At 60.0% G+C, this 18,961-nt stretch carries 13 protein-coding genes; 2 read left to right on the forward strand and 11 right to left on the reverse strand.

The genetic code is table 11. From position 1 onward, the window contains the following. Window position 1: 1 nt before the first annotated feature. From NMA52_RS16970 to NMA52_RS16995, 6 genes are all read right to left on the reverse strand, one after another. On the reverse strand, window positions 2–2,674 hold the full coding sequence (locus tag NMA52_RS16970) for an FG-GAP-like repeat-containing protein (protein WP_254828911.1): 2,673 nt from the start codon (window positions 2,672–2,674) through the stop codon (window positions 2–4). Window positions 2,675–2,712: 38 nt separating this feature from the next. After that, a complete protein-coding gene (locus tag NMA52_RS16975; RefSeq protein ID WP_254828897.1) occupies window positions 2,713–6,027 on the reverse strand; it encodes a VCBS repeat-containing protein in 3,315 nt (1,104 codons plus the stop codon). 3 nt (window positions 6,028–6,030) lie between these two features. Beyond that, entirely contained in the window at window positions 6,031–6,588 is a 558-nt protein-coding gene (locus NMA52_RS16980; RefSeq protein ID WP_254828898.1) for a hypothetical protein, read from the reverse strand. 38 nt (window positions 6,589–6,626) lie between these two features. Then, on the reverse strand, window positions 6,627–9,869 hold the full coding sequence (locus tag NMA52_RS16985; RefSeq protein ID WP_254828899.1) for a VCBS repeat-containing protein: 3,243 nt from the start codon (window positions 9,867–9,869) through the stop codon (window positions 6,627–6,629). A 137-nt stretch (window positions 9,870–10,006) separates the two neighbouring features. Next, complete coding sequence (locus tag NMA52_RS16990) at window positions 10,007–10,549, reverse strand: exonuclease domain-containing protein (protein ID WP_254828900.1); 543 nt, start codon at window positions 10,547–10,549, stop codon at window positions 10,007–10,009. A gap of 45 nt (window positions 10,550–10,594) precedes the next feature. Beyond that, the gene (locus NMA52_RS16995; RefSeq protein WP_254828901.1) at window positions 10,595–10,912 is read right to left on the reverse strand and encodes a LytTR family DNA-binding domain-containing protein; all 318 of its coding nucleotides are present in this window, start codon (window positions 10,910–10,912) and stop codon (window positions 10,595–10,597) included. A 186-nt stretch (window positions 10,913–11,098) separates the two neighbouring features. On the opposite strand from NMA52_RS16995, the gene NMA52_RS17000 reads away from it, so the two are divergent. After that, window positions 11,099–11,905 (forward strand): PhzF family phenazine biosynthesis protein, encoded by an 807-nt coding sequence (locus tag NMA52_RS17000; RefSeq protein WP_254828902.1) that lies wholly within the window; start codon window positions 11,099–11,101, stop codon window positions 11,903–11,905. Window positions 11,906–11,913: 8 nt separating this feature from the next. On the opposite strand, the gene NMA52_RS17005 is transcribed toward NMA52_RS17000, so the two are convergent. The 4 genes from NMA52_RS17005 to NMA52_RS17020 all read right to left on the reverse strand — a co-directional run bounded on the left by NMA52_RS17005 (window position 11,914) and on the right by NMA52_RS17020 (window position 16,987). Continuing rightward, on the reverse strand, window positions 11,914–12,414 hold the full coding sequence (locus NMA52_RS17005) for an Lrp/AsnC ligand binding domain-containing protein (RefSeq protein ID WP_254828903.1): 501 nt from the start codon (window positions 12,412–12,414) through the stop codon (window positions 11,914–11,916). A 29-nt stretch (window positions 12,415–12,443) separates the two neighbouring features. Beyond that, the gene (locus tag NMA52_RS17010) at window positions 12,444–13,022 is read right to left on the reverse strand and encodes a hypothetical protein (RefSeq protein WP_254828904.1); all 579 of its coding nucleotides are present in this window, start codon (window positions 13,020–13,022) and stop codon (window positions 12,444–12,446) included. Then, window positions 13,019–15,925 carry a leucine--tRNA ligase gene (locus NMA52_RS17015; RefSeq protein ID WP_254828905.1) on the reverse strand — a complete coding sequence of 969 codons (2,907 nt, stop codon included), beginning with the start codon at window positions 15,923–15,925 and terminating at the stop codon, window positions 13,019–13,021. The genes NMA52_RS17010 and NMA52_RS17015 overlap by 4 nt, the downstream gene beginning before the upstream one ends. A 108-nt stretch (window positions 15,926–16,033) precedes the next feature. Further along, a complete protein-coding gene (locus NMA52_RS17020) occupies window positions 16,034–16,987 on the reverse strand; it encodes an aspartyl protease family protein (RefSeq protein ID WP_254828906.1) in 954 nt (317 codons plus the stop codon). Between the two features lie 163 nt (window positions 16,988–17,150). On the opposite strand from NMA52_RS17020, the gene NMA52_RS17025 reads away from it, so the two are divergent. After that, window positions 17,151–18,770, forward strand: a complete 1,620-nt coding sequence (locus NMA52_RS17025; RefSeq protein ID WP_254828907.1) for a CTP synthase — start codon at window positions 17,151–17,153, stop codon at window positions 18,768–18,770. Between the two features lie 4 nt (window positions 18,771–18,774). Here NMA52_RS17025 and NMA52_RS17030 read toward each other — a convergent pair. Then, a partial coding sequence (locus tag NMA52_RS17030) for a hypothetical protein (RefSeq protein WP_254828908.1) occupies window positions 18,775–18,961 on the reverse strand: 187 nt, incomplete at its 5' end.

Consider the following 18,961-nt stretch of genomic DNA (forward strand, 5'->3'; position numbering starts at 1 on the left):
ATTACGGAAGGGTCACCACTACACCGGGGGCGTTACGCAACGAAATCCACCACCCGCCCTCCCCGACCCTGCGCAGGGCGGTTACCTCCCGCCGGTTGCGGTCACCCCCGAGGTCAACGAAGCTCACCGAACCATCGGGGCGCAGCAGCTGCAAAGCAGCTGCATCCTGCCGTCCGATGCGTGGCAAGACTTCCAGACGGTTACCCCCCAGCAGTAAGCCCGCGGGGGTAGCGACGGCCTCATTCAGGGTAGTAATCTGGGTGGCCGCGGGTAATTCCGTAGCCGTCCATACGCCGTCCTTATCCCGGCGCAGCCGCAGGTGGGCCAGAGTAGCAGCCACGCGGGTCGGCTCCCGCAGATCCGGAAAATTTTCCCGGAAGGATCGCCGGCTGAAATCGCCGTAACTCAGATTGTTCCTGCGCCAGGAAGGAAACTGCCGCGCCAGTTCATCCTTATCGGCCAGGGTGTATTCCGCACCGTGGCGCACGTAGGTGATGAGGGGATCCAGCCGGCCGTTACCGTCGATATCCGTAAGGTACAGGCGCAGCGGCTCGTCCTCGGTGGGAGCTCCCAGTGCGCTGTTGAGTCCCCAGTTGCCGGCAATGATTTCCACCTGCCCATCGCGCTGGATCAGGCTCAGCGACTGCCACCAGCCCGCCGTGCCCGGAATTTCTTCGTACAGCCACTCCCCGTCCACCCGGCTACCGTACCGCAGCGGCTGCCACATGCCTCCCGTCACGCGACTGCCGTCGGGCAGCTCCACGAACAGGGTACTATCGCCCGTATCGGCCCCGGCAAAGGGCTGCAGGGGTTCGCGGTCGAAGGTGTAGGACCGGTCCGGCCAGTGGTCCGTAGAGTCCGTTACGCGGATGTTGTAGGTCAGTACGTTCGGTTCGGCAATTTCTGCGCCGACCCGCGCGATCAGCCGACCGTCGTCGATGGACAGGCGGTAACTCCGGACCGCCCCTTCTCCTGCCGGGTACCGCAACAGGGTAATCACCGAATCCCGGTCGGGACGTATGGGAACCAGATATCCGGGCGTGGATTGCGACATGAATCCGCGCTGAGCAATTCGCTCCACGCCCTGCCGGCTACCGTCGGCGTGCAGCCAGACGTAGCGCACCTGCCCCCGTACGAGTTGCGGATCGTCGATACGCACCGCTACGGTGGAGTCACCCCGCCGGTAGGGCGTAAGGGCCGCTCCCCCACCCTCCAGGGCGACGGAATACGGCGCCGTGGTGGCCGTCCAGCTGGTATTTTCGTACAGCCGGGCGGTGTCGTTCACGTTATTTATCACCAGATCCAGGTCCCCGTCTCCGTCGAGGTCGGCCGTTGCAGCTCCGGTCGAACTCCCCACGTACCCAAGCCCCCAGTCGGCTTCCGCGTAGGCCAGGTCGGCGGTGCGCACGAACAGTTGGTTCGCCACGCGGCCGGTCGGCATCTGGTCCACTACCGCCAGATCGCTGGCCGAGCGCGCCAGGGAGGAACTGATGAATTTCAGATAGTCGAGATCGTTCGGCCGGCGTTCGATGCCGTTGGCTACGAATACTTCCTGGTGGCCGTCGAGATTAAAGTCTTCGAGGAGCACCGACCAGCTCCAGTCGGTGGCGGCCAACCCACTCAGCTCTCCGATCTCCGAGAAATGGCCGCCGCCGCGGTTCCACTGTACGTTGTTACGAGGCAGCTGGTCGTAGTAGCCGGACCGGCGTTTGATCCGGTACACATTGTAGGCATCGGCGCTGGCGGTCGACTTCAGTACGCGCTCGTCGCCGGGCCGCATGTCCAGGGTCACCAGATCGGGCCAGCCGTCACGGTCCAGGTCACCCACGTCGCTGCCCATGCTGAAGTTGGAGGTGTGACCGGTCCGTTCGCGGATCCGTTCCTCAAATCGCTCACCGTCGCGGTTCAGGTAGAGGTAGTCGTTCTCGGAAAAGTCGTTGCAGACGTAAATGTCCGGATAGCCGTTGCCGTCGAAGTCGCTGATCGCTACGCTGAGTCCGTAGCCGATCTTGGAAGAGTACAGGCCCAGCTCGGCGGTCACGTCGGTAAAACGGTCATCGTCACGTCGCAGTAGCCGGTCGCCCGCGAGAGAATCGGATCGGTAGCGCTCGCCCGCCTCGCCGTAGGTAGCATCATTGTGGACGGAGTGGCGCAGCAGGTACATATCCTCGTCCCCGTCCCGGTCGTAATCGAACCAGTAAGCCTGGGTATTGAATCCGCTGAAATCCAGTCCGTAAGCCGCTGCTTGGTCGGTAAAGCTTCCGTCCGCATGCTGTACGAACAGCTCGTTGCGCCCGGACAGCTCTCCGTAACCGCCGACGTTGCAAACGTAGATGTCGGGAAGCCCGTCGGCATTCACGTCTGTTACGCTTACTCCGGTCGACCAGTTGCCCGCTCCCGCGACCCCGCCTTCCTCCGTAGCGTCCCGGAAGCGCCAGTTGCCTTCGTTGATGTAGTAGCGGTTAGGGGCCTGATTGTTCGTGAAGTACAGGTCCGGGAGTCCGTCGCCGTTGATGTCCGTTGCGGCTACACCCCCACCGTTGTAGTAGTACAGGTAATCGACGATGTTGAGGGACTCCGTCGGCTGCAGCGTATTGGCGCTACCGACTCCCGTGTCCGTCCGTTCCACGAAGTAGGACTGCTCCGGGGCGGGGGCGCAGGTGCCAAGTAACACGGCCAACAGCAGACCGGGTATGGTGTACCCCCCGGCATTCATCGGCGACGAAGCATGATGGGTACGGCATTGTTGCGGGCCAGCAGGTAGCGGCCACCGGAAAGGCGCGCAATGCCGCGGATTTCCCCCGCGACGTCGATCCCGCTTTCCGGTGCGCGGACCGCGGAAAAGTGGCCCCGGCCGTCGTTCGTCAGTAGTAGTCCGCGACCGGCATCGAAGCGGCCGATCTCCGGTTTTACGTAGTCGAAGTTGCCGCCCAGCAAAAGGTCCGTATCGCCGTCGCCGTCCACATCGTCCGCCAGAATTGCCCGTACCGGTGTCTCCTGGGCGGCGAAGGGAAGGTAGCGCACCTCGAGGCTGTCCGCGCCCCGGTTCATGATCACCAGCGAGCGCAGCTCGGTAGCGGCGTAGTAGATGGACCGGTCCAGGGCCTCGGCCCCGAAGATGTCCTCCATCGTTTTGTCTCCGAACTCGGTGTACTTGAGGAATCGTTTGCGTAAGCCCGGCATCTGTTTCACCAGATCGTGGAGCAGGGCCGTGGGATATGCCTTGCCGTCTTCGTAAGTGGACACGACCTGTTCCGCCGTGCCGTTGCCGTCGAAGTCGTTTACGTGCATCATGACGGGCCGTTCGGGACTGGCCCGAAAGCGACTGTTCAGGCCGTGGTTTCCGAGAATGATGTCCTCGCGGCCATCACCGTCCAGATCCGCGGTGGCCAGGGCGGTGTACCAACCCATCAGCCCATTCAGACCCGGCAGCGCGACCTCCGTGATGGAATCGGCGGACACGGAAAACGCCCGGGGGGCCATGTACTCTCCGACCACGACGAGTTCGCGGACGGCATCGCCGCTTACGTCCACCCAGGCGGCCGCGGTGACCATACCGAGGGCCTCAAATTGGCGCTCGGTGAAACGACCCCAACCGTCGTTGACGAGCAGGTAGCTGTCGGCCGGAGCTCCGTAGAGGGCCGGGCGCATCCGTGCCCCGACGAACAGGTCCGTATCCCCGTCGCCGTCGAAGTCATGCGCCGCCACCGTACTGCTGACCACCGGTTGGCGGGCGCTCGGCAAGATCTGAGCGTTCTTCGTCCAGCGGTTGCCGTCGTTCAGGTACAGGCGATCGAAGAGCGCCGAGGATGCGGCACCGAATTCACTGCTGCCGCTGGCTACGTACAGATCGAGATCGCCGTCGCCGTCCGCATCGAAGCAGGTACAGGCGACGTCTTCACTGGTTCGGTCGGCCTCCAGTAGGGATTCAGCCGCCCGGACGAATTGATCACCCCGGGAGAGAAACAGTCCGCCAGCTTGGTCGCGCGCGCCTCCGAGGTAGACGTCCGGCCGGCCGTCTCCGTTCAGGTCGCCGGAGCAGAGCGCGGGACCGTCGGCGCTGAGCATGAAGTAAGTCAGGGGGTCCCGGTCGAAGTCGCTGTAGCGGTTTTCGCGGTGCTCGAAGTCGATTCCGTCCGCCGCGGCGGACCCGGTTATCAGGGGGGGCGGTGTGGTGGGTGCGGCGGGCGGCGGCAGCTGACTTCCCGTCTGGTCCTCGGCGACCGTGAGGAGCTGGTTTACCGCCGGACTGACGATGGAAGACTGCTTGCCGTCGGGCCACTCGATGTCGATCCGGTCTACCACCGCGATCTCCCCGAGTCCGAAGTGCAGACGGTACTGCATGCTGGACTCGAAGCCCCGCATGGGCATAAACTCCAGGTAAAATTTACGGTCGCCGGCCACGACGGTCGCCTTGGTGCCTACGCCGAAGGTATTGCCGCCCTTTCCTCTAAACTCCAGTTGCAGGTAGTGCTGCCCTTCCGTGTGGTTGCGGTAGACGAGGGCTGCGGCGTTGGTGTTGTTGACTACGAGGTCGAGGTCGCCGTCGTTATCCAGGTCCGCGTAGGCCGACCCGTTGGTGAACCCCCGGAGGTCGAGTCCCCAGCTGGCGGCCACGTTTTCGAAGCGGAAGTTTTTGGAGGGCCCCAGGTTGCGGTAGGCGACGTTGGGCACTGGATTGGAGGGAATGGCGTCCACCAGTACCCGGAAATCAACTTCCCCGGACTCCGTCACCTTGCGCTTGAACTCATCGTCGGCGATGTAGTCCAGAAAATCGCGGTTCGTCAGATCCTGGTAGATCCCATTGGCGACGTAGATATCCTTGTAGCCGTCATTGTCCATATCGAAGATGAGGGCGCCCCAACTCCAGTCGGTGGCTTCCACTCCGCTGAGCCGCCCGATTTCGGTAAAGGTCCCGTCGCCATTATTCCGTTGCAGGACGTTGCGGGTGAACTGGTGGAAGTAGTCGTTTTTCAGGTTGTACTGGTAGCGGTTCCAGTTTTCGAAGGTGGTGGCTTCCTTCATTCGCCGGTTGCTGGCGGGTAGCATCTCGGTCACGAAGAGCTCGGAATAACCGTCGTTATTGATGTCCGCCAGATCGGCCCCCATACTGGCGGCGCTGATGGAACTCATGGCGTTGGTGAGCACCTCACGGAAGGTCCCGTCGCCGTTGTTCATGTACAGGTAATCGCGCTCGAAGAAGTCGTTGCTGACGAAGATATCGGGCCAGCCGTCGCGGTCGACGTCTCCCACCGTCACCCCCAGCCCGAAGCCGATGATGGAGCCGTAGATGCCCGCGGTCTCGCTGACGTCGTAAAAGTAGCCGTCGCGGTTTTCGTAGAGCCGGTCGCCGCCCACGGAATCACGCTTCGGGCGCTCGTTTTTTTCCAGGTTAAAGGAGCCGATGGCTTGGTAGCTGTTATTGAGCAGGTAGAAGTCCAGGTCACCGTCGCGGTCGTAATCGAAAAAAACGCCGTGGGTGCTGAGCCCCTCGTTGTCCAGTCCGTAGTCTGCGGCCGCTTCGGTGAAGGTGCCGTCCTGCTGGTTGATGTACAGCTCGTTGCGGCGGTTATCGCCGGCGATATCTCCGGAATTGCAAACGTAAATGTCCAGCCACCCGTCGGCATTCACGTCGGCCATGGTGACGCCCGTGCTCCAGGCGGCCTGCCCCCCGACCCCGGCGGCTTCGGTGACGTCCTCGAATTTCATTCCGCCCCGGTTCAGGAACAGCCGATTAGCTACCCGGTTGCCGCTTAGGTAGATATCCGTGAGTCCGTCGTTGTTGACGTCGCCGAGGGCTACGCCGCCTCCGTTGTAGAAATTGCGGTAGGTGTAGATGTTGAAGTCCTCATCGAAGTCAAGGGTATTAGCAAATTCCACGCCCGACACCTCGGGGGGCAGGGCCTCGAACCGGGTCTTGCCATCCCATGGGGGGGCATTGTTTTCTACGCTGGGTTCGCTGCATCCCGCTAACAGGCACAGCACCAGCGTACCCGCCTGAATGAAACGAATCGTCAGTGTATGCATACGTTAGGGGGTAAGTCCGAGTGGGTCGGCATCCAGTTCCGACAGATCCGTGATCCTTCCCTTGACCAGGCTTACGTCGTCGGCCCACACCGCTACGTGCCGGCTCCCGTCAACGTGCACGTACATACGTTTGAGGCGGGGATGCTCGATCTCCAGGAAATTGACGCCGAGGGTCCGGCTCAGGTAGTCGGCTACCTCGGGAAGCAGTTTGTCGGTATAGGCGGCCTTGTTCCAGGGCGACCAGTCGTCGTACATAAAGGTCAGGTCCATTGCCCCGATCTTGCGCGGGGTTTCCTCGGTAAAGACCGGGCGGAAGGTCATATTCGCCGGGCGGTCGAGGTCATTTTCCAGTCGGTGGCCAACCAGATTGCCGCCACCGGCCATGGTCACGATCTGCTGGCGGTTCAGCTCGGTGCAGCGATCGAAGAAGGCACGGTCCGTATCCCCCAGGTGAATGCCGAACACCGCTTCGCCCCCCGAGGGGTCCGCCTCCAGCCCGGCCGCCACCGCCCGCCGGTACTGTCCCAGTGGGGAGTCATCTACCTTCTGACATCCAATCAAACTAAAGGATGTAATAATCGCGATAAGAATATATTGCTTCATTCGGTTTCGACTTTTAGTTTAAGCACCGGACCCTGGGATCGTGCAATGATAAAGGACCTAGCCGAATTACCGTCCGTCCCCAGGTCAACGATTCCACGCAGGTCGCCCCGCAGATACATACCGGTGCCGCGCGGATCCTCCGCCATGAAGTGCCCGTCCCCCCGGTTACGGAGTACGAGACCGAAGTCCCCGGCATAGATCCCGAGTTCCGGTCGCCCGACGCTTTGGTTACCCCCCGCCAGCAGATCGCTCGGTTGTCCGGCCGGACCGAAAGCCTGCAGGGCGTACAGCGGGGCGAGCTGAGCCTCGTCGGGCAGGAATACGATCCTGGGTGCCCGGGCTTCGTTGAGCACGATCAGCGACCGTAGTTCCGTCACCTCGTAGACTACCGAGCGCGACAATATTTCCCGGGGAAATAATTCCCCCATGGTCTTGCCCTGGTAATCGTGGTAGCCGGGTACGGATTTGCGTAGTCCAGGTAGCTGTTTGACGAGATCGTCGCGTAGGACCAGCGGATAGGAGCGTCCATCTTCGGCATAGCGCGTCACGATCTGTTCGGCCTTTCCGTTTCCGTCGAAGTCGTTGATGTACATACGCAGCGGGCGATCGGCGCTGGCCCGCAACCGGGAGTTCAGTCCGTGATTGCCCGCGGCCAGATCCGGAGTGCCGTCTCCGTCAAAGTCGGCCACCGCAAGCGCGTGCCAGAGGCCGGTCGTCCCGGGTATCGTGTCGGTACGGGTCACCTGGCCTTTTTGATCGAAGTGCAGGTACCGTAAGGTCCCCCACTCGGCCGCTACGGCCAGTTCGGAGTTCCCATCGCCGTCGACATCGATCCAGGCGGCATCGGTGACCATACCCAGCGTGGGTACGGTGATGGCGTGGAAGCCTTCGGCGCCGCGATTCTGGAGTAGATAGCTGTCCGTCGGTACGCCGTAGGTCCCCGGGCGCAGACGTCCCCCCACGAACAGGTCGGTATCACCGTCGCCGTCGAAGTCGTGGGCGCGGACGCAGGAGCTGGCCACGGGTCGCTTACTGCTCGGCAGGATCCAGGGCATCTTTACCCACCGGTCACCGCCCTCGTTCTGGTAGAGATGGTCGAAGAGCGCGGCCGAAGCGGCTCCGAACTGATTGCTGCCGTTGGCGATGTAAAGGTCAGGATCTCCGTCGCCATCCGCATCGAAAAATACCGCATCCACGTTCTCCGCTACGGCATCTTCGGCGAAGACCGCCTCGCTTACGGAACGGTAAGTGCCGTCGGAGTTGGCAATCAGCAGGCGTCCGGGCTGCCCGGCCGCGCCGCCCAAAAACAGATCCGGCCGACCGTCACCGTTCACGTCGGCCGTTGCCAGCGCCGGACCTTCATTATTGATGCCCAGGAAGAGCAGCGGGTCGCGGTCGAAGTCCGTGGCGGGGTCCTCGCGGGTAGTGACGATTCCGTGCTGATCGGCTACCTCCGCCGTTTGTATGCGCTCGGGCGGGTCGGATAGATAATCTTCCGGGGCCGACCCGGCGCGCCGTCCACTCCCCCGCCGCAGTTCCAGAATGCGGCTACTGTCCCGTGCGACCGGAAAGATTTCCCGAAGCCCGTCCGGCCACCGTACCGTAATGCTATCTACACGGAAGGGGATATGAATGCGGGTATCGACCGTACTCTGAAATCCGCGCATCGGGTACAGTTGCGTGTAGGTAAGTACCCCTTCCCCCTTCGCGGTGACTTCCGCGCCGATGGCATTCGGATTGCCGGCCTGGTCAGATCGTAAACGTACCATCCGGGAGGGGACGGTCGTATTGTTACGGTACACCCCCGCTCGGTCGTACACGTTGTTTACGACCAGGTCCAGGTCCCCGTCGTTGTCCAGGTCGGCGTAGGCGGAGCCGTTGCTGAAGGTCAGCTGGTCCAGCCCCCATTCCGCGGCGACATCGGTAAAGGTCAGGTTTCCGTTGTTGCGGAAGACGGCATTCTGTAGGGCCTCGCTGGGAATCTGGTCGATCAGTTCGGTAATGCCCTTACCCTCCCCGAAAATCATGCGGCGCACCGCGGCGGGACTGCCGTTGAAGTTGATGTAATCCTGGTCCAGCAGATCCTTGCCCGTTCCGTTCGCGACGAAGATGTCGCGGTTGCCGTCGTTGTCCAGGTCACAGAGCAGGGCGCCCCAGCTCCAGTCGGTTGCCTCCACGCCGGCCAGCCGGCCGATTTCGGAGAAGTGGCCGTTGCCGAGGTTGAGTTGCAGGACATTGCGGGAAAACTGCTGGTGGTAGCCCCGGTCGCGGTACAGTTGGTACCGGTTCCACCCTTCGAAGGCCGCCTTCGTTTTGTACCGCCGCTCGTCCGGGGGAAGCATCTCGGTGACGAATAGTTCGGGCAGCCCGTCATTGTTCAGATCGGCCAGGTCGGCTCCCATACTCCCTTTGCTGATCTCGGGCAGGTGATCGACCAGTTCTTCGCGGAAGGTTCCGTCGCCGTTGTTGTAGTAGAGGTAATCCCGCTCGAAATAGTCGTTACTGACAAAAAGGTCCGGAAGGCCGTCGAGATCCACGTCGCCGACGGTCACGCCGAGTCCGAAGCCGATCCGGGAAGAGTAAATGCCCGCCGCGGAGGTGACATCCTCGAACCGGGTCTGTCCGGTTTCGCTCAGCAGGTTACGGAACAATTTATTCCCCCCCTCCGGGTCGGGCACGTCGCGGAGGCCCTCCTCGAGGTCATAGCCGGTAGTGGCCCGGGTGGAATTGTTGAGGAGGTAGCAATCGAGGTCGCCGTCGTCGTCGTAATCGAAAAAGGCGGCGTGTACGGAAAGTCCGGTAACGTCCAGGCCGTAGCTCCGGGCCGACTCGACGAAGGTGCCGTCTCCCTGATTGATGAATAATTCGTTGTAGCGAACCCCCGCCATGCCGGCGATGCTTTCGCCTGCGGGCGGCCCGGCTTTACAGACGTAGAGGTCGGGAAAGCCGTCCGCGTTGACGTCGGCTACGGCAACTCCCGTACTCCAACTACCGGAACAGGCGACCCCCGCCTCGTCGGTCACGTCCGCGAAGCGAAAATCCCCCAGATTGCGGTACAGGCGGTTGTCCACGAGGTTTCCCGTGAAGTAAATGTCGGGAAGTCCGTCGTTGTCGAAATCCCCGATGCCGACCCCGCCGCCGTTGTAAAAATTTCGGTAGGTGTAGGGGTTTAGCTCGTCGGTGTAGACAAGATCGTTGCGAAAGTCGATGCCGGTGATGTTCACGCCGGGGGCGGTCATCCAGGAGAACCGGTGATCGCTACCGACGTGTGTCTCTACCTCTGATTGACAGGAAGTTAGACACAGGATAGAAAATAATATGGTCGAGGTTTTCAGCAAGGGACCACAAAGATAATCATGGGCGTAGGGCCGTCAGCTCAATACCGCCATACGTCCAGCAATTTGCGAAACACTTTTACGGTATTCTCGGCATCGTCGAGGGCGCGGTGTTGTTCGCCGCTCCACGTAAATCCTTCGTGGCGCACGGCGGACGCCAGGCCCCGTTTTTTGGGCAGGCCCCGCAGTTCCCGGTACTGGGCCTTCAGATCGATGGAGGCGTCGAGCCAGTCGTCATATACGCCGTGCAGCCGGCAGTCGCGCCGCAGCTGCTGTTCGTCGAAGCGACCCCAGGCCGCCAGGATGTAGGGCTCACCGTTGACATCGATCCAGTCCTGAAAAGCGGTTATGACGCGGGAAAAATCCCGGGCCCGGTTGATGTCCGACTGATCGATTTGCGTCAGGCGACGGCAGAAGTGACTGAGTTGCGGATGCAGGATCGGTTTGATCAATCTACTGAAGCCGGCACCGACCTGCCCGTAAGCATCTACCTCGTAGGCACCAATTTCGATGGTCTCCTGAACCATTCCGGGGGGGCGGCCTTCCCAGCAGGTAGCCTCAATGTCATAGACGATGAATCTCACACGCTATGAACGGGTAGCCTCCCGCTACGTTCAAAAAGTAAGCGCTTACAGTCGGGGCATGCGACTTTTGATGTCGGCGTGGTACGCTTTGCCCATTTTAAGTTGGTGATCGTCCAGCTCGATCACGCCGTCGGCGAAACTGATCCGATTCACCTGGCTGAAGTTGACGAGCAATCCCCGGCTGGCGCGTACGAAGTCACCGGCCTCCAGTTCCTCGGCGATGGTGGCCAAGCTGCGCTTCACGGCGAACCGCTTATCGCGGGTCTGAATGTAGGCGTAGTTGCCGTCGGCCTGGATGTAGTGGATGTCGGTCAGCGGGATCTTTATGTAGGTGGTTCCCTCCCGGAGGAAAAGGTGATCCATTGGCTGTGAATTGAATGAGTTCATAACTTTAGGTTTATTTCATTGTGGCCCAAAATAATTAGGTCACATAACTACGGACGCGCCGTCACCAAATTAGTCACGCTGATCGCCAGCTTATTATACGATAAATTGGCTTTTGCGGATTGTGCCGACCCCGCCATAACGTTAAAATTCTTCTTTTCGCACATGCATAACCTCCCACTTTACCAAGTCGACGCCTTTACGAGTACAATTTTCGGGGGCAATCCCGCCGCGGTGGTGCCCGTCCCCGATTTCCCGTCCGATTCCCTGATGCAGGAGATCGCGGCGGAGAACAATCTCTCCGAAACGGCCTTCGTCGTTATTCGCGGCAAGGGAAAATTCGATATTCGTTGGTTTACCCCTACCACCGAAGTACGGCTCTGCGGTCACGCCACCCTGGCGGCCGCCCACGTGCTGTACCGATCCGGCGGGAAAGACCTGGAAAAGTTGCGCTTCAAAACCCGCCACGCCGGTACGCTCGTGGTCCAACCCCAGGGCGAGGCGGGGGCCTACACGCTGTCCTTACCTACTGACAAACCCAAGAAGGTACGCTCGTCCAAAAAGCTGCGGGGAGCACTCGCAGGAATCAAACCCGTGGAGGTCTACGCCGGTGAGGACGACCTGCTCGTCGTGCTCGAGAGTGAGCGTCAGGTGCGCAAGCTCGCACCCAATCTTCACATCGTCGCTAAGCTGAAGCGTCGGGGACTCATCGTTACGGCTCCGGGAGACGAAGTAGACTTCGTAAGTCGCTGCTTCTACCCCGCCTATGGCATCAGTGAAGATCCGGTTACCGGTTCGGCCCACACCGTCCTGACCCCCTACTGGGCCAAACGACTCAAGAAGAAAACCCTCACCGCCCGCCAACTCTCCAAGCGAGGGGGGGAACTCCGGTGCGAACTCCGAGGAAAGAAAGTACGGATTGGCGGTTCGGCGGTCACTTATCTGGCCGGACAAATCCTTCTCGACCGATAACCGGGAAGCTATTCCGACGGATCGCGTAACTCGTCCATCTCCGCGGCGGAAATAACCTGTACCGGGCGGTCGATGGTTTCCTCCAACGAAATGAAAGTCTCGGTGCGCTGAATGCCCTCGAAGGCCTGAATGCGTTGGAGTACGTCGCGCAAATGATCAGTATCCCGGCAGATTACCTTCGCGAAGATGCTGTACACCCCCGTCGTATAGTGGGCCGAAACGATCTCCTGGATTCCCTTCAGGTAGGCCGCCGCCTGATTGTACAATCCGCTACCCTTCAGATAAATGCCCAGAAAGGCGGACACGTCGTACCCCAGTCGCGTGTGATCCACGGTGAGGGTCTGTCCCCTGACCACCCCGGCGGCGATGAGTTTGTTCATGCGTACGTGGATGGTACCACCCGACACGAATAGCCGCGCTCCTAATTCCGTATAGGGGCGTTTGGCGTTCTCCATGAGCAACGCCAGTATTTTGCGGTCCAGATCGTCAAGTTCGTATTTCGCGGGCATGGGGTATGAATTACTAACTGGTCGTTTGTCTATTCGGAAGGGAGGAAGGTCACCCGTAGCGGCAGATCACCCGGGTGGTCGATTTCACCGATTCTCAGACGGTTACCCGGTTCGAGCCACTCGTCCAGCGCATCGGCGGTAGCTTCCTCGAAGTTGCTCCCCCGCTCCGGGGTTTCCATCCACAGGAGGCACACCAGGTTCCGGGGTTGGGCCAACCGGCGTTCCGCCTCGGCCCAGAACCAGTAGTTGGACCGGGACCGTGAGCGCTTAAAGTACCGAAAGTACAGGAGTTGCAGTTCGATCCACCACTTGCGGCGCATGGCCCGGTTGACGATTCGTATGAGTCGCTTCGTGTCGGAGAACTTTTTTCCGACGTGGGCGGCGAGGCCCTCCGGGTTGCGTCGCTTGGCCTTATGGGCACGGCTCCGTGACCGGTAGTTCTTGACTTCTACCATCCACAGTTCGCCCTCGGGCGACAGGCAGAGAAAGTCCACCCCCTTCAGTCCGCGTCCGCTAACGCTCTGGTAGGCAGGGGACGCATCGAATTTACGGACGATCCAGTCCTCCGGAAAGATGATGCTCAGACCGCTCTCCGAGAAGGTATTCATCCCACGACGAAGTTCACCATCCGTCTGGGTACCACGATAACCTTCCGCACGGTTTTGCCCTCCAGATATCCCTGCACCTGCGTATCCGCCCGCGCCGCATCTTCCACGTCCTGTTTGGTCGCGTCAGCCGAAATGTCCAGCGTCAGCCGGGTCTTTCCGTTAAAGGCGATGGGGTAAGTGAAAGTATCCTCCTTAAGGTACTCCTCCACGACTTCCGGCCAGTCCGCGTGGTGCACGCTGTTCGATCCACCGAGTGCCTGGTGAAGCTCCTCGGCCAGGTGGGGAGCGAAGGGAGCTATCAGCCGGACGGTGGGCTCCAGAACCTTACGCTTCCCGCACTTCAGCTTGATCAGTTCGTTGGTCGCGACCATGAAGGCACTCACGCAGGTGTTGAAACTGAGCTTGTCAATATCTTCGGTCACTTTCTTAATGAGGGTGTGCAGCACCTTAAGTTCTTCCCGGCTGGGTTCCTCGTCCGTCACCGACAGACGGTCGCCCTCGCCCACGAAGAGGTTCCAGTAACGCCGCAGGAAACGGAACACGCCGTCGATGCCCGAAACGCTCCACGGTTTGGCCTGATCGATCGGCCCCAGAAACATCTCGTACATACGGAAGCAGTCGGCCCCGTATCGCGCGCAAATGTCGTCGGGGTTCACCGCGTTGTACTTGCGCTTAGACATCTTACCCTGTTCTACGCTGAGCTCGAGGTATGCTTTACCCTCCCGGTCAGTTTTCCAGGCAAAGGCATTCGCTTGTTGCAGAATGGTCCGGAAGTAAGCCGCATCCTGGTGCTCCATGCGCTGGGCTTCCTCGACGGAATGGTGGTAGAGACGGAAGCTGGTCTCGTTGTTTACCGACGTTTCGGTAACGAAGCGCAGGGGCGTGAGCCGTTGGCCGGTACTTTCATCAAGCACTAGGTGACCACTCCCGACGCCATCGACGGTAAGGGGCGTACCCTCCGCCACGTCGCTGCTTACCCAGATGGGATGGCGCTGACCGTCCTGGGTCAATAGTAGCCCCAGGTGGATGTAGCTGATGGGTCCGCCGATCATTCCCTGGTTCAGTAGCTTTTTGTAAGGTTCGCTGGTCGGTACGCGTCCGAGATCGTAGAGAAATTTGTGGATGAGCCGGCTGTACAAAATATGGCTGACGGCATGTTCCGCGCCCCCCACGTACAGGTCCACGTCCTTCCAGTAGTCGACGGCCTCCGCCCCCACGAACGCCCCGTCGTTGTGGGGATCCATGTAGCGGAGGTAGTACCAGTTCGATCCGGCGGTGGCGGGCATGGTGTCGGTCTCCCGTCGGCCCAGGGGAGTGTTCACCCACTCCTGCGCCCGCTCCAGGGGAGAAACCCCACTGACGGCCCGGAAATCTTCCATCTCCGGCAGGGTAACCGGCAGATCCTCTACGGGGACTAGTCGCGGCACGTCGTGCTCATCATAAATGATCGGCCAGGGCTCCCCCCAGTACCGCTGCCGGCTGAAGACCAGGTCGCGGATGCGGTAGTTCACCTGCGCCTTTCCCCGACCGAGAGCTTCGATCCGTTCGGTGGCCGCTAGGATGGCCTCGGGAACCTCCATTCCGTTGAGGAAGTCCGAATTGATGAGGATGCCCAGTTTATCCTTTAGCGTGGCGCCGGGATAGTTACTTTTATCCACCACGTCGATTATCTCGATGCCAAATTTTTCGGCGAAGCGTTTGTCCCGATCGTCGTCGCTGGGTACGGCCATGATCGCACCGGTGCCGTAGTCCTTGAGCACGTATTCGGCGATGTAGATCGGCAGTCGCTGTCCGTTGAGCGGATTGGTGGCGTAGGCTCCGGTGAAGGCACCCGTCACCTTGTTCTCGCTCATCCGATCGAGTTCGCTGCGGCGACCGACGTAGGCGAGGTAGTCGTCGATTTCCTGGCGCTGTTCCGGTGTCGTGAGTTGGTCTACTAACTCCAGTTCCGGAGCGATGACCATGAAGGTGGCTCCGAAGATCGTATCCGGCCGCGTGGTGAAAATATCGAGCTGATGGTCGTGACCCTCAATGTCGAAGTGAACCAGGGCACCGGTTGATTTACCGATCCAGTTGACCTGTTGAGCCTTCAGGCCTTCACTGTAGTCTACTTCCTGCAGCCCCGCCAGCAAGCGCTCGGCGTAGGCGGTGATGCGCAGGCTCCACTGCAACATGGGCCGCTGCTCCACGGGGTGATTGCCCCGTTCGCTCCGTCCGTCCTTCACCTCATCATTCGCCAGCACGGTGCCCAGCGCCTCACACCAGTTCACGTAGCTGACGCTGCGAAAGGCGAGCCGGTAATTCATCAAGAGATCACTGCGCTCCTTTTCGTTCATCGCGCGGAAATCCTCGGCCGATACGTCCAGGCTTTCCGTCTCGGCGGCGTTCAACCCATCCGTACCGCGCTGTTTGAGTTGCTCGACTAGTTCCGCAATGGGCCGGGCGCGGTCGGCGTCGCGATCGTACCAGTGATCGAAGACCTGGCCGATGATCCACTGCGTCCACTTGAAGTACTTCGGGTCGGAAGTGTTTACGCTGCGGTCCCAGTCGAAGCTCAGACCGAGCGTATCCATTTGCTCGCGGTAACGGGTGGTATTGACGGCCGTGGATTCGGAGGGGTGCACGCCGGTATCGATCGCGTACTGCTCGGCCGGTAAGCCGAAGGCGTCGAAGCCCATCGGATGTAATACGTTGAACCCCCGCTGCCGCTTGAAGCGCGCGACGATGTCGGAGCCGATGTACCCGAGGGGATGCCCTACGTGTAGCCCCGAGCCGGATGGGTAGGGAAACATATCCAGAACGTAAAATTTGGGTTTCGTCTGGTCGGTCGGGGTTGCGTACGTCTTATGTTCCTTCCAGTAATGCTGCCACTTCTTATCGATGGCCTGTACATCAAACTTCATCCGGGGTAGATCTAACTTAGTGAGAAAGCAAAGGTACGGTACGCGGGGACGCCCCCGGCCGGGGCAGTCGGGATATCGTGGAGAAAGCTGATTAGTAGAAGAAAACGGTTACCAGAGATAAAGCTTCTGACGGCGGTAATCAATACCTACCGTATACCGGCTCAGGAACTCCGACCCCAGAATCCCGGCCAGGTGTACGCCACCCTCGGTCCGCAGGTGATCCAGTGGCATGGCAACGAAGCGTAGGGATTCAGCCCCGGCGGAGGGCAGGTTAGCAGGTGGTGCTACCTCGATGGTCGGGCAGTCCGTATCGTTTCCGTCCAGTCCCTGAATGTTGATAATGCTCTCGGTCGCCTGGTATGCTTCAACGGGCAGTGCGTCCCGGTCGATAAGATTAGACCCCGCCCCGGTATCCACGGCGAAGTAATATTTCTTTTTGCCGATCCGGAGCCAGACCACGGGTAAGTGATCGACCAGCGAAAATTTAAGTACGGCGCGGGGGGATTTACCGAGGTGCTCCGGGCGCCGGGTAGATTTCAGCAACTGAAAACGTTCGGTACGGTAGTCGATGCGAAGCTCACCGGTGTTGATCAGATCGTAGCCGACGAATCCGTCGACGCGTTGATCCATGCGCGCTTCCAGATCCCGCAGGTCGAGCCCGATCGCCCAGTAATTAGCCGTCGTGCGGCCGCCCATCTCGAAACGTTCCACCCGGTGGTCCGTGAGGGTGACATCCCCGCCGGCTCCAAGACCGGTACGCGTACCCTCTTCCTCCGTCTTTCCCCGGTGGTTGACGATGAGCGTGGGGGCACCGGTATCCAGAATGAAGTTGCCCGGGCGCCCGTCAACCGTAGCTTCAAAAAAGATCAGATTGCGCTCCAGATTAAAGGATTCCTCCTCGGTGTAATCCGTGTCGGCGGTCTTTTCGTCAATGGCGGCAAGCGCGGGAGCCCGCAAAAATCCAATAGAGCGTTGCGCACTGGCAACACTTCCCCACAGCAGGAGGGCAGCCGCGATCAGGCAGGCTCCGAACAAGCGGTATGGGGAAGCGTGAGTTAACATGACTACGGAATATAAAACTCCAAGTTAACGCATTGTTTACACACAGTTAACACCGACCGCTTATTTAACATTCCGGCGGAAGAATATGATTACGTGGTCGGCTTGCTTTAGCGCGTTCCTTTCCCCATCCTTTCGCTACCTTTGTGTCCCGTAATCGTAGAATATGACCAAGTATATTTTTGTTACGGGCGGGGTGACGTCGTCCCTCGGTAAAGGCATTATTGCGGCCTCCCTGGCCAAGCTCCTGCAGGCCCGCGGGCTGTCCGTTACCATTCAGAAGTTCGATCCTTACCTCAACGTTGACCCCGGCACGCTGAATCCGTACGAGCACGGAGAGTGCTACGTCACCGACGACGGAGCAGAAACCGATCTCGACCTTGGCCACTACGAGCGCTTTCTGAATACGCCTACGAGTCAGGCCAATAATGTCACCACCGGCCGGATCTACCAAAGCGTCATCGAGAAGGAGCGGCGCGGCGATTACCTGGGCAAAACGGTGCAGGTCATCCCCCACGTTACCGACGAGATCAAGCGGCGGATTCAGCTACTCGGTACGACGGGCGAATACGACATTGTCATTACCGAACTTGGCGGCACGGTGGGCGATATCGAATCCCTCCCCTACCTCGAATCCCTCCGTCAGTTGCGCTGGGAACTCGGCGTAGACAACTGTATCACCGTTCACCTGACCCTGATACCCTACCTCGCCGCGGCCAAGGAACTAAAGACGAAGCCCACCCAGCACAGTGTGAAGGAGCTGCTGCAAACCGGTATACAGCCCGACATTCTGGTCGTTCGTACGGAGCACCCGATCGATGACTCCATCCGGCGGAAGTTGGCCCTCTTCTGCAACGTGGAAAAGAGCTGCATCGTCGAGGCGATCGACGCCGACACTATTTACGACGTGCCCCTGCACATGCTGAAAGAAGGACTCGATACGACCGTCATCAGCAAGCTACGGCTGCCCGATCGCAAGAATCCCGATCTGCGGCGGTGGAAGAATTTTCTGGGCAAACTGAAGAACAGCACCCACGAAGTGACCATCGGGCTCGTGGGTAAGTACAACGAACTCCAGGACGCCTATAAGTCCATCTACGAAGCCTTCATCCACGCCGGCGCCGTCAACGAGTGCAAGGTAAAGGTGGTCCCCATCCATTCCGAGCAACTGGAAGGAGAAGGTAAGGAAGTACGGAAATTCCTCAAACGGTTTGACGGTATCCTCGTCGCTCCGGGCTTCGGGGAACGGGGCATCGAGGGAAAGATCGAGGCCGTCCGCTTTGTCCGCGAAAACAACATCCCCTTCTTCGGAATCTGCCTCGGCATGCAGTGCGCGGTGGTTGAGTTCAGTCGCAACGTTGCCGGCATCGAGGGCGCGGGATCTTCCGAGGTAGACGAACTGACGGAATCTCCGGTCATCGACATCATGGAAGACCAAAAGGACATCTCCACCAAGGGAGGGACGATGCGCCTCGGCGCCTACGAATGCCAGCTCAAACCCGGGACCCGCGCGGCCCGCGCCTACGGTACTACCGAAATTAGCGAGCGCCACCGTCACCGGTACGAGTTCAACAACGCCTACCTCCAGCGCCTCGAGGAAGCCGGACTGACCATCGCCGGCACCAACCCCAAAACCGGTCTGGTAGAAGTCGTCGAGATCAAGAATCACCCCTATTTCGTGGGCGTCCAGTACCATCCCGAACTGAAAAGCACGGTGGAAGTGCCGCACCCACTCTTCGTCTCATTCGTCGCCGCGGCTATGAAGAAACGGGAGGGAGAGGAGTAGTTTGTTAGGGTGGTAGTTTGGTAGTATAGTAGTTTGGTTCTTTAGTAGGATAGTTCTTTAGAGCGGTGGTGAAGGTGCTCAAAATATTAGACAGCAGCTTCGCTGAAAGCCTGATTAGTTGAGGTGTTTCGTTTTTAACGCGTAGGCCTGCCGGACCGTTAGGCCCTTTAGCGTAGTATGGATGCGGTTCG

The organism is Lewinella sp. JB7 (assembly GCF_024297185.1).
In the GTDB taxonomy this organism is placed as follows: domain Bacteria; phylum Bacteroidota; class Bacteroidia; order Chitinophagales; family Saprospiraceae; genus Neolewinella.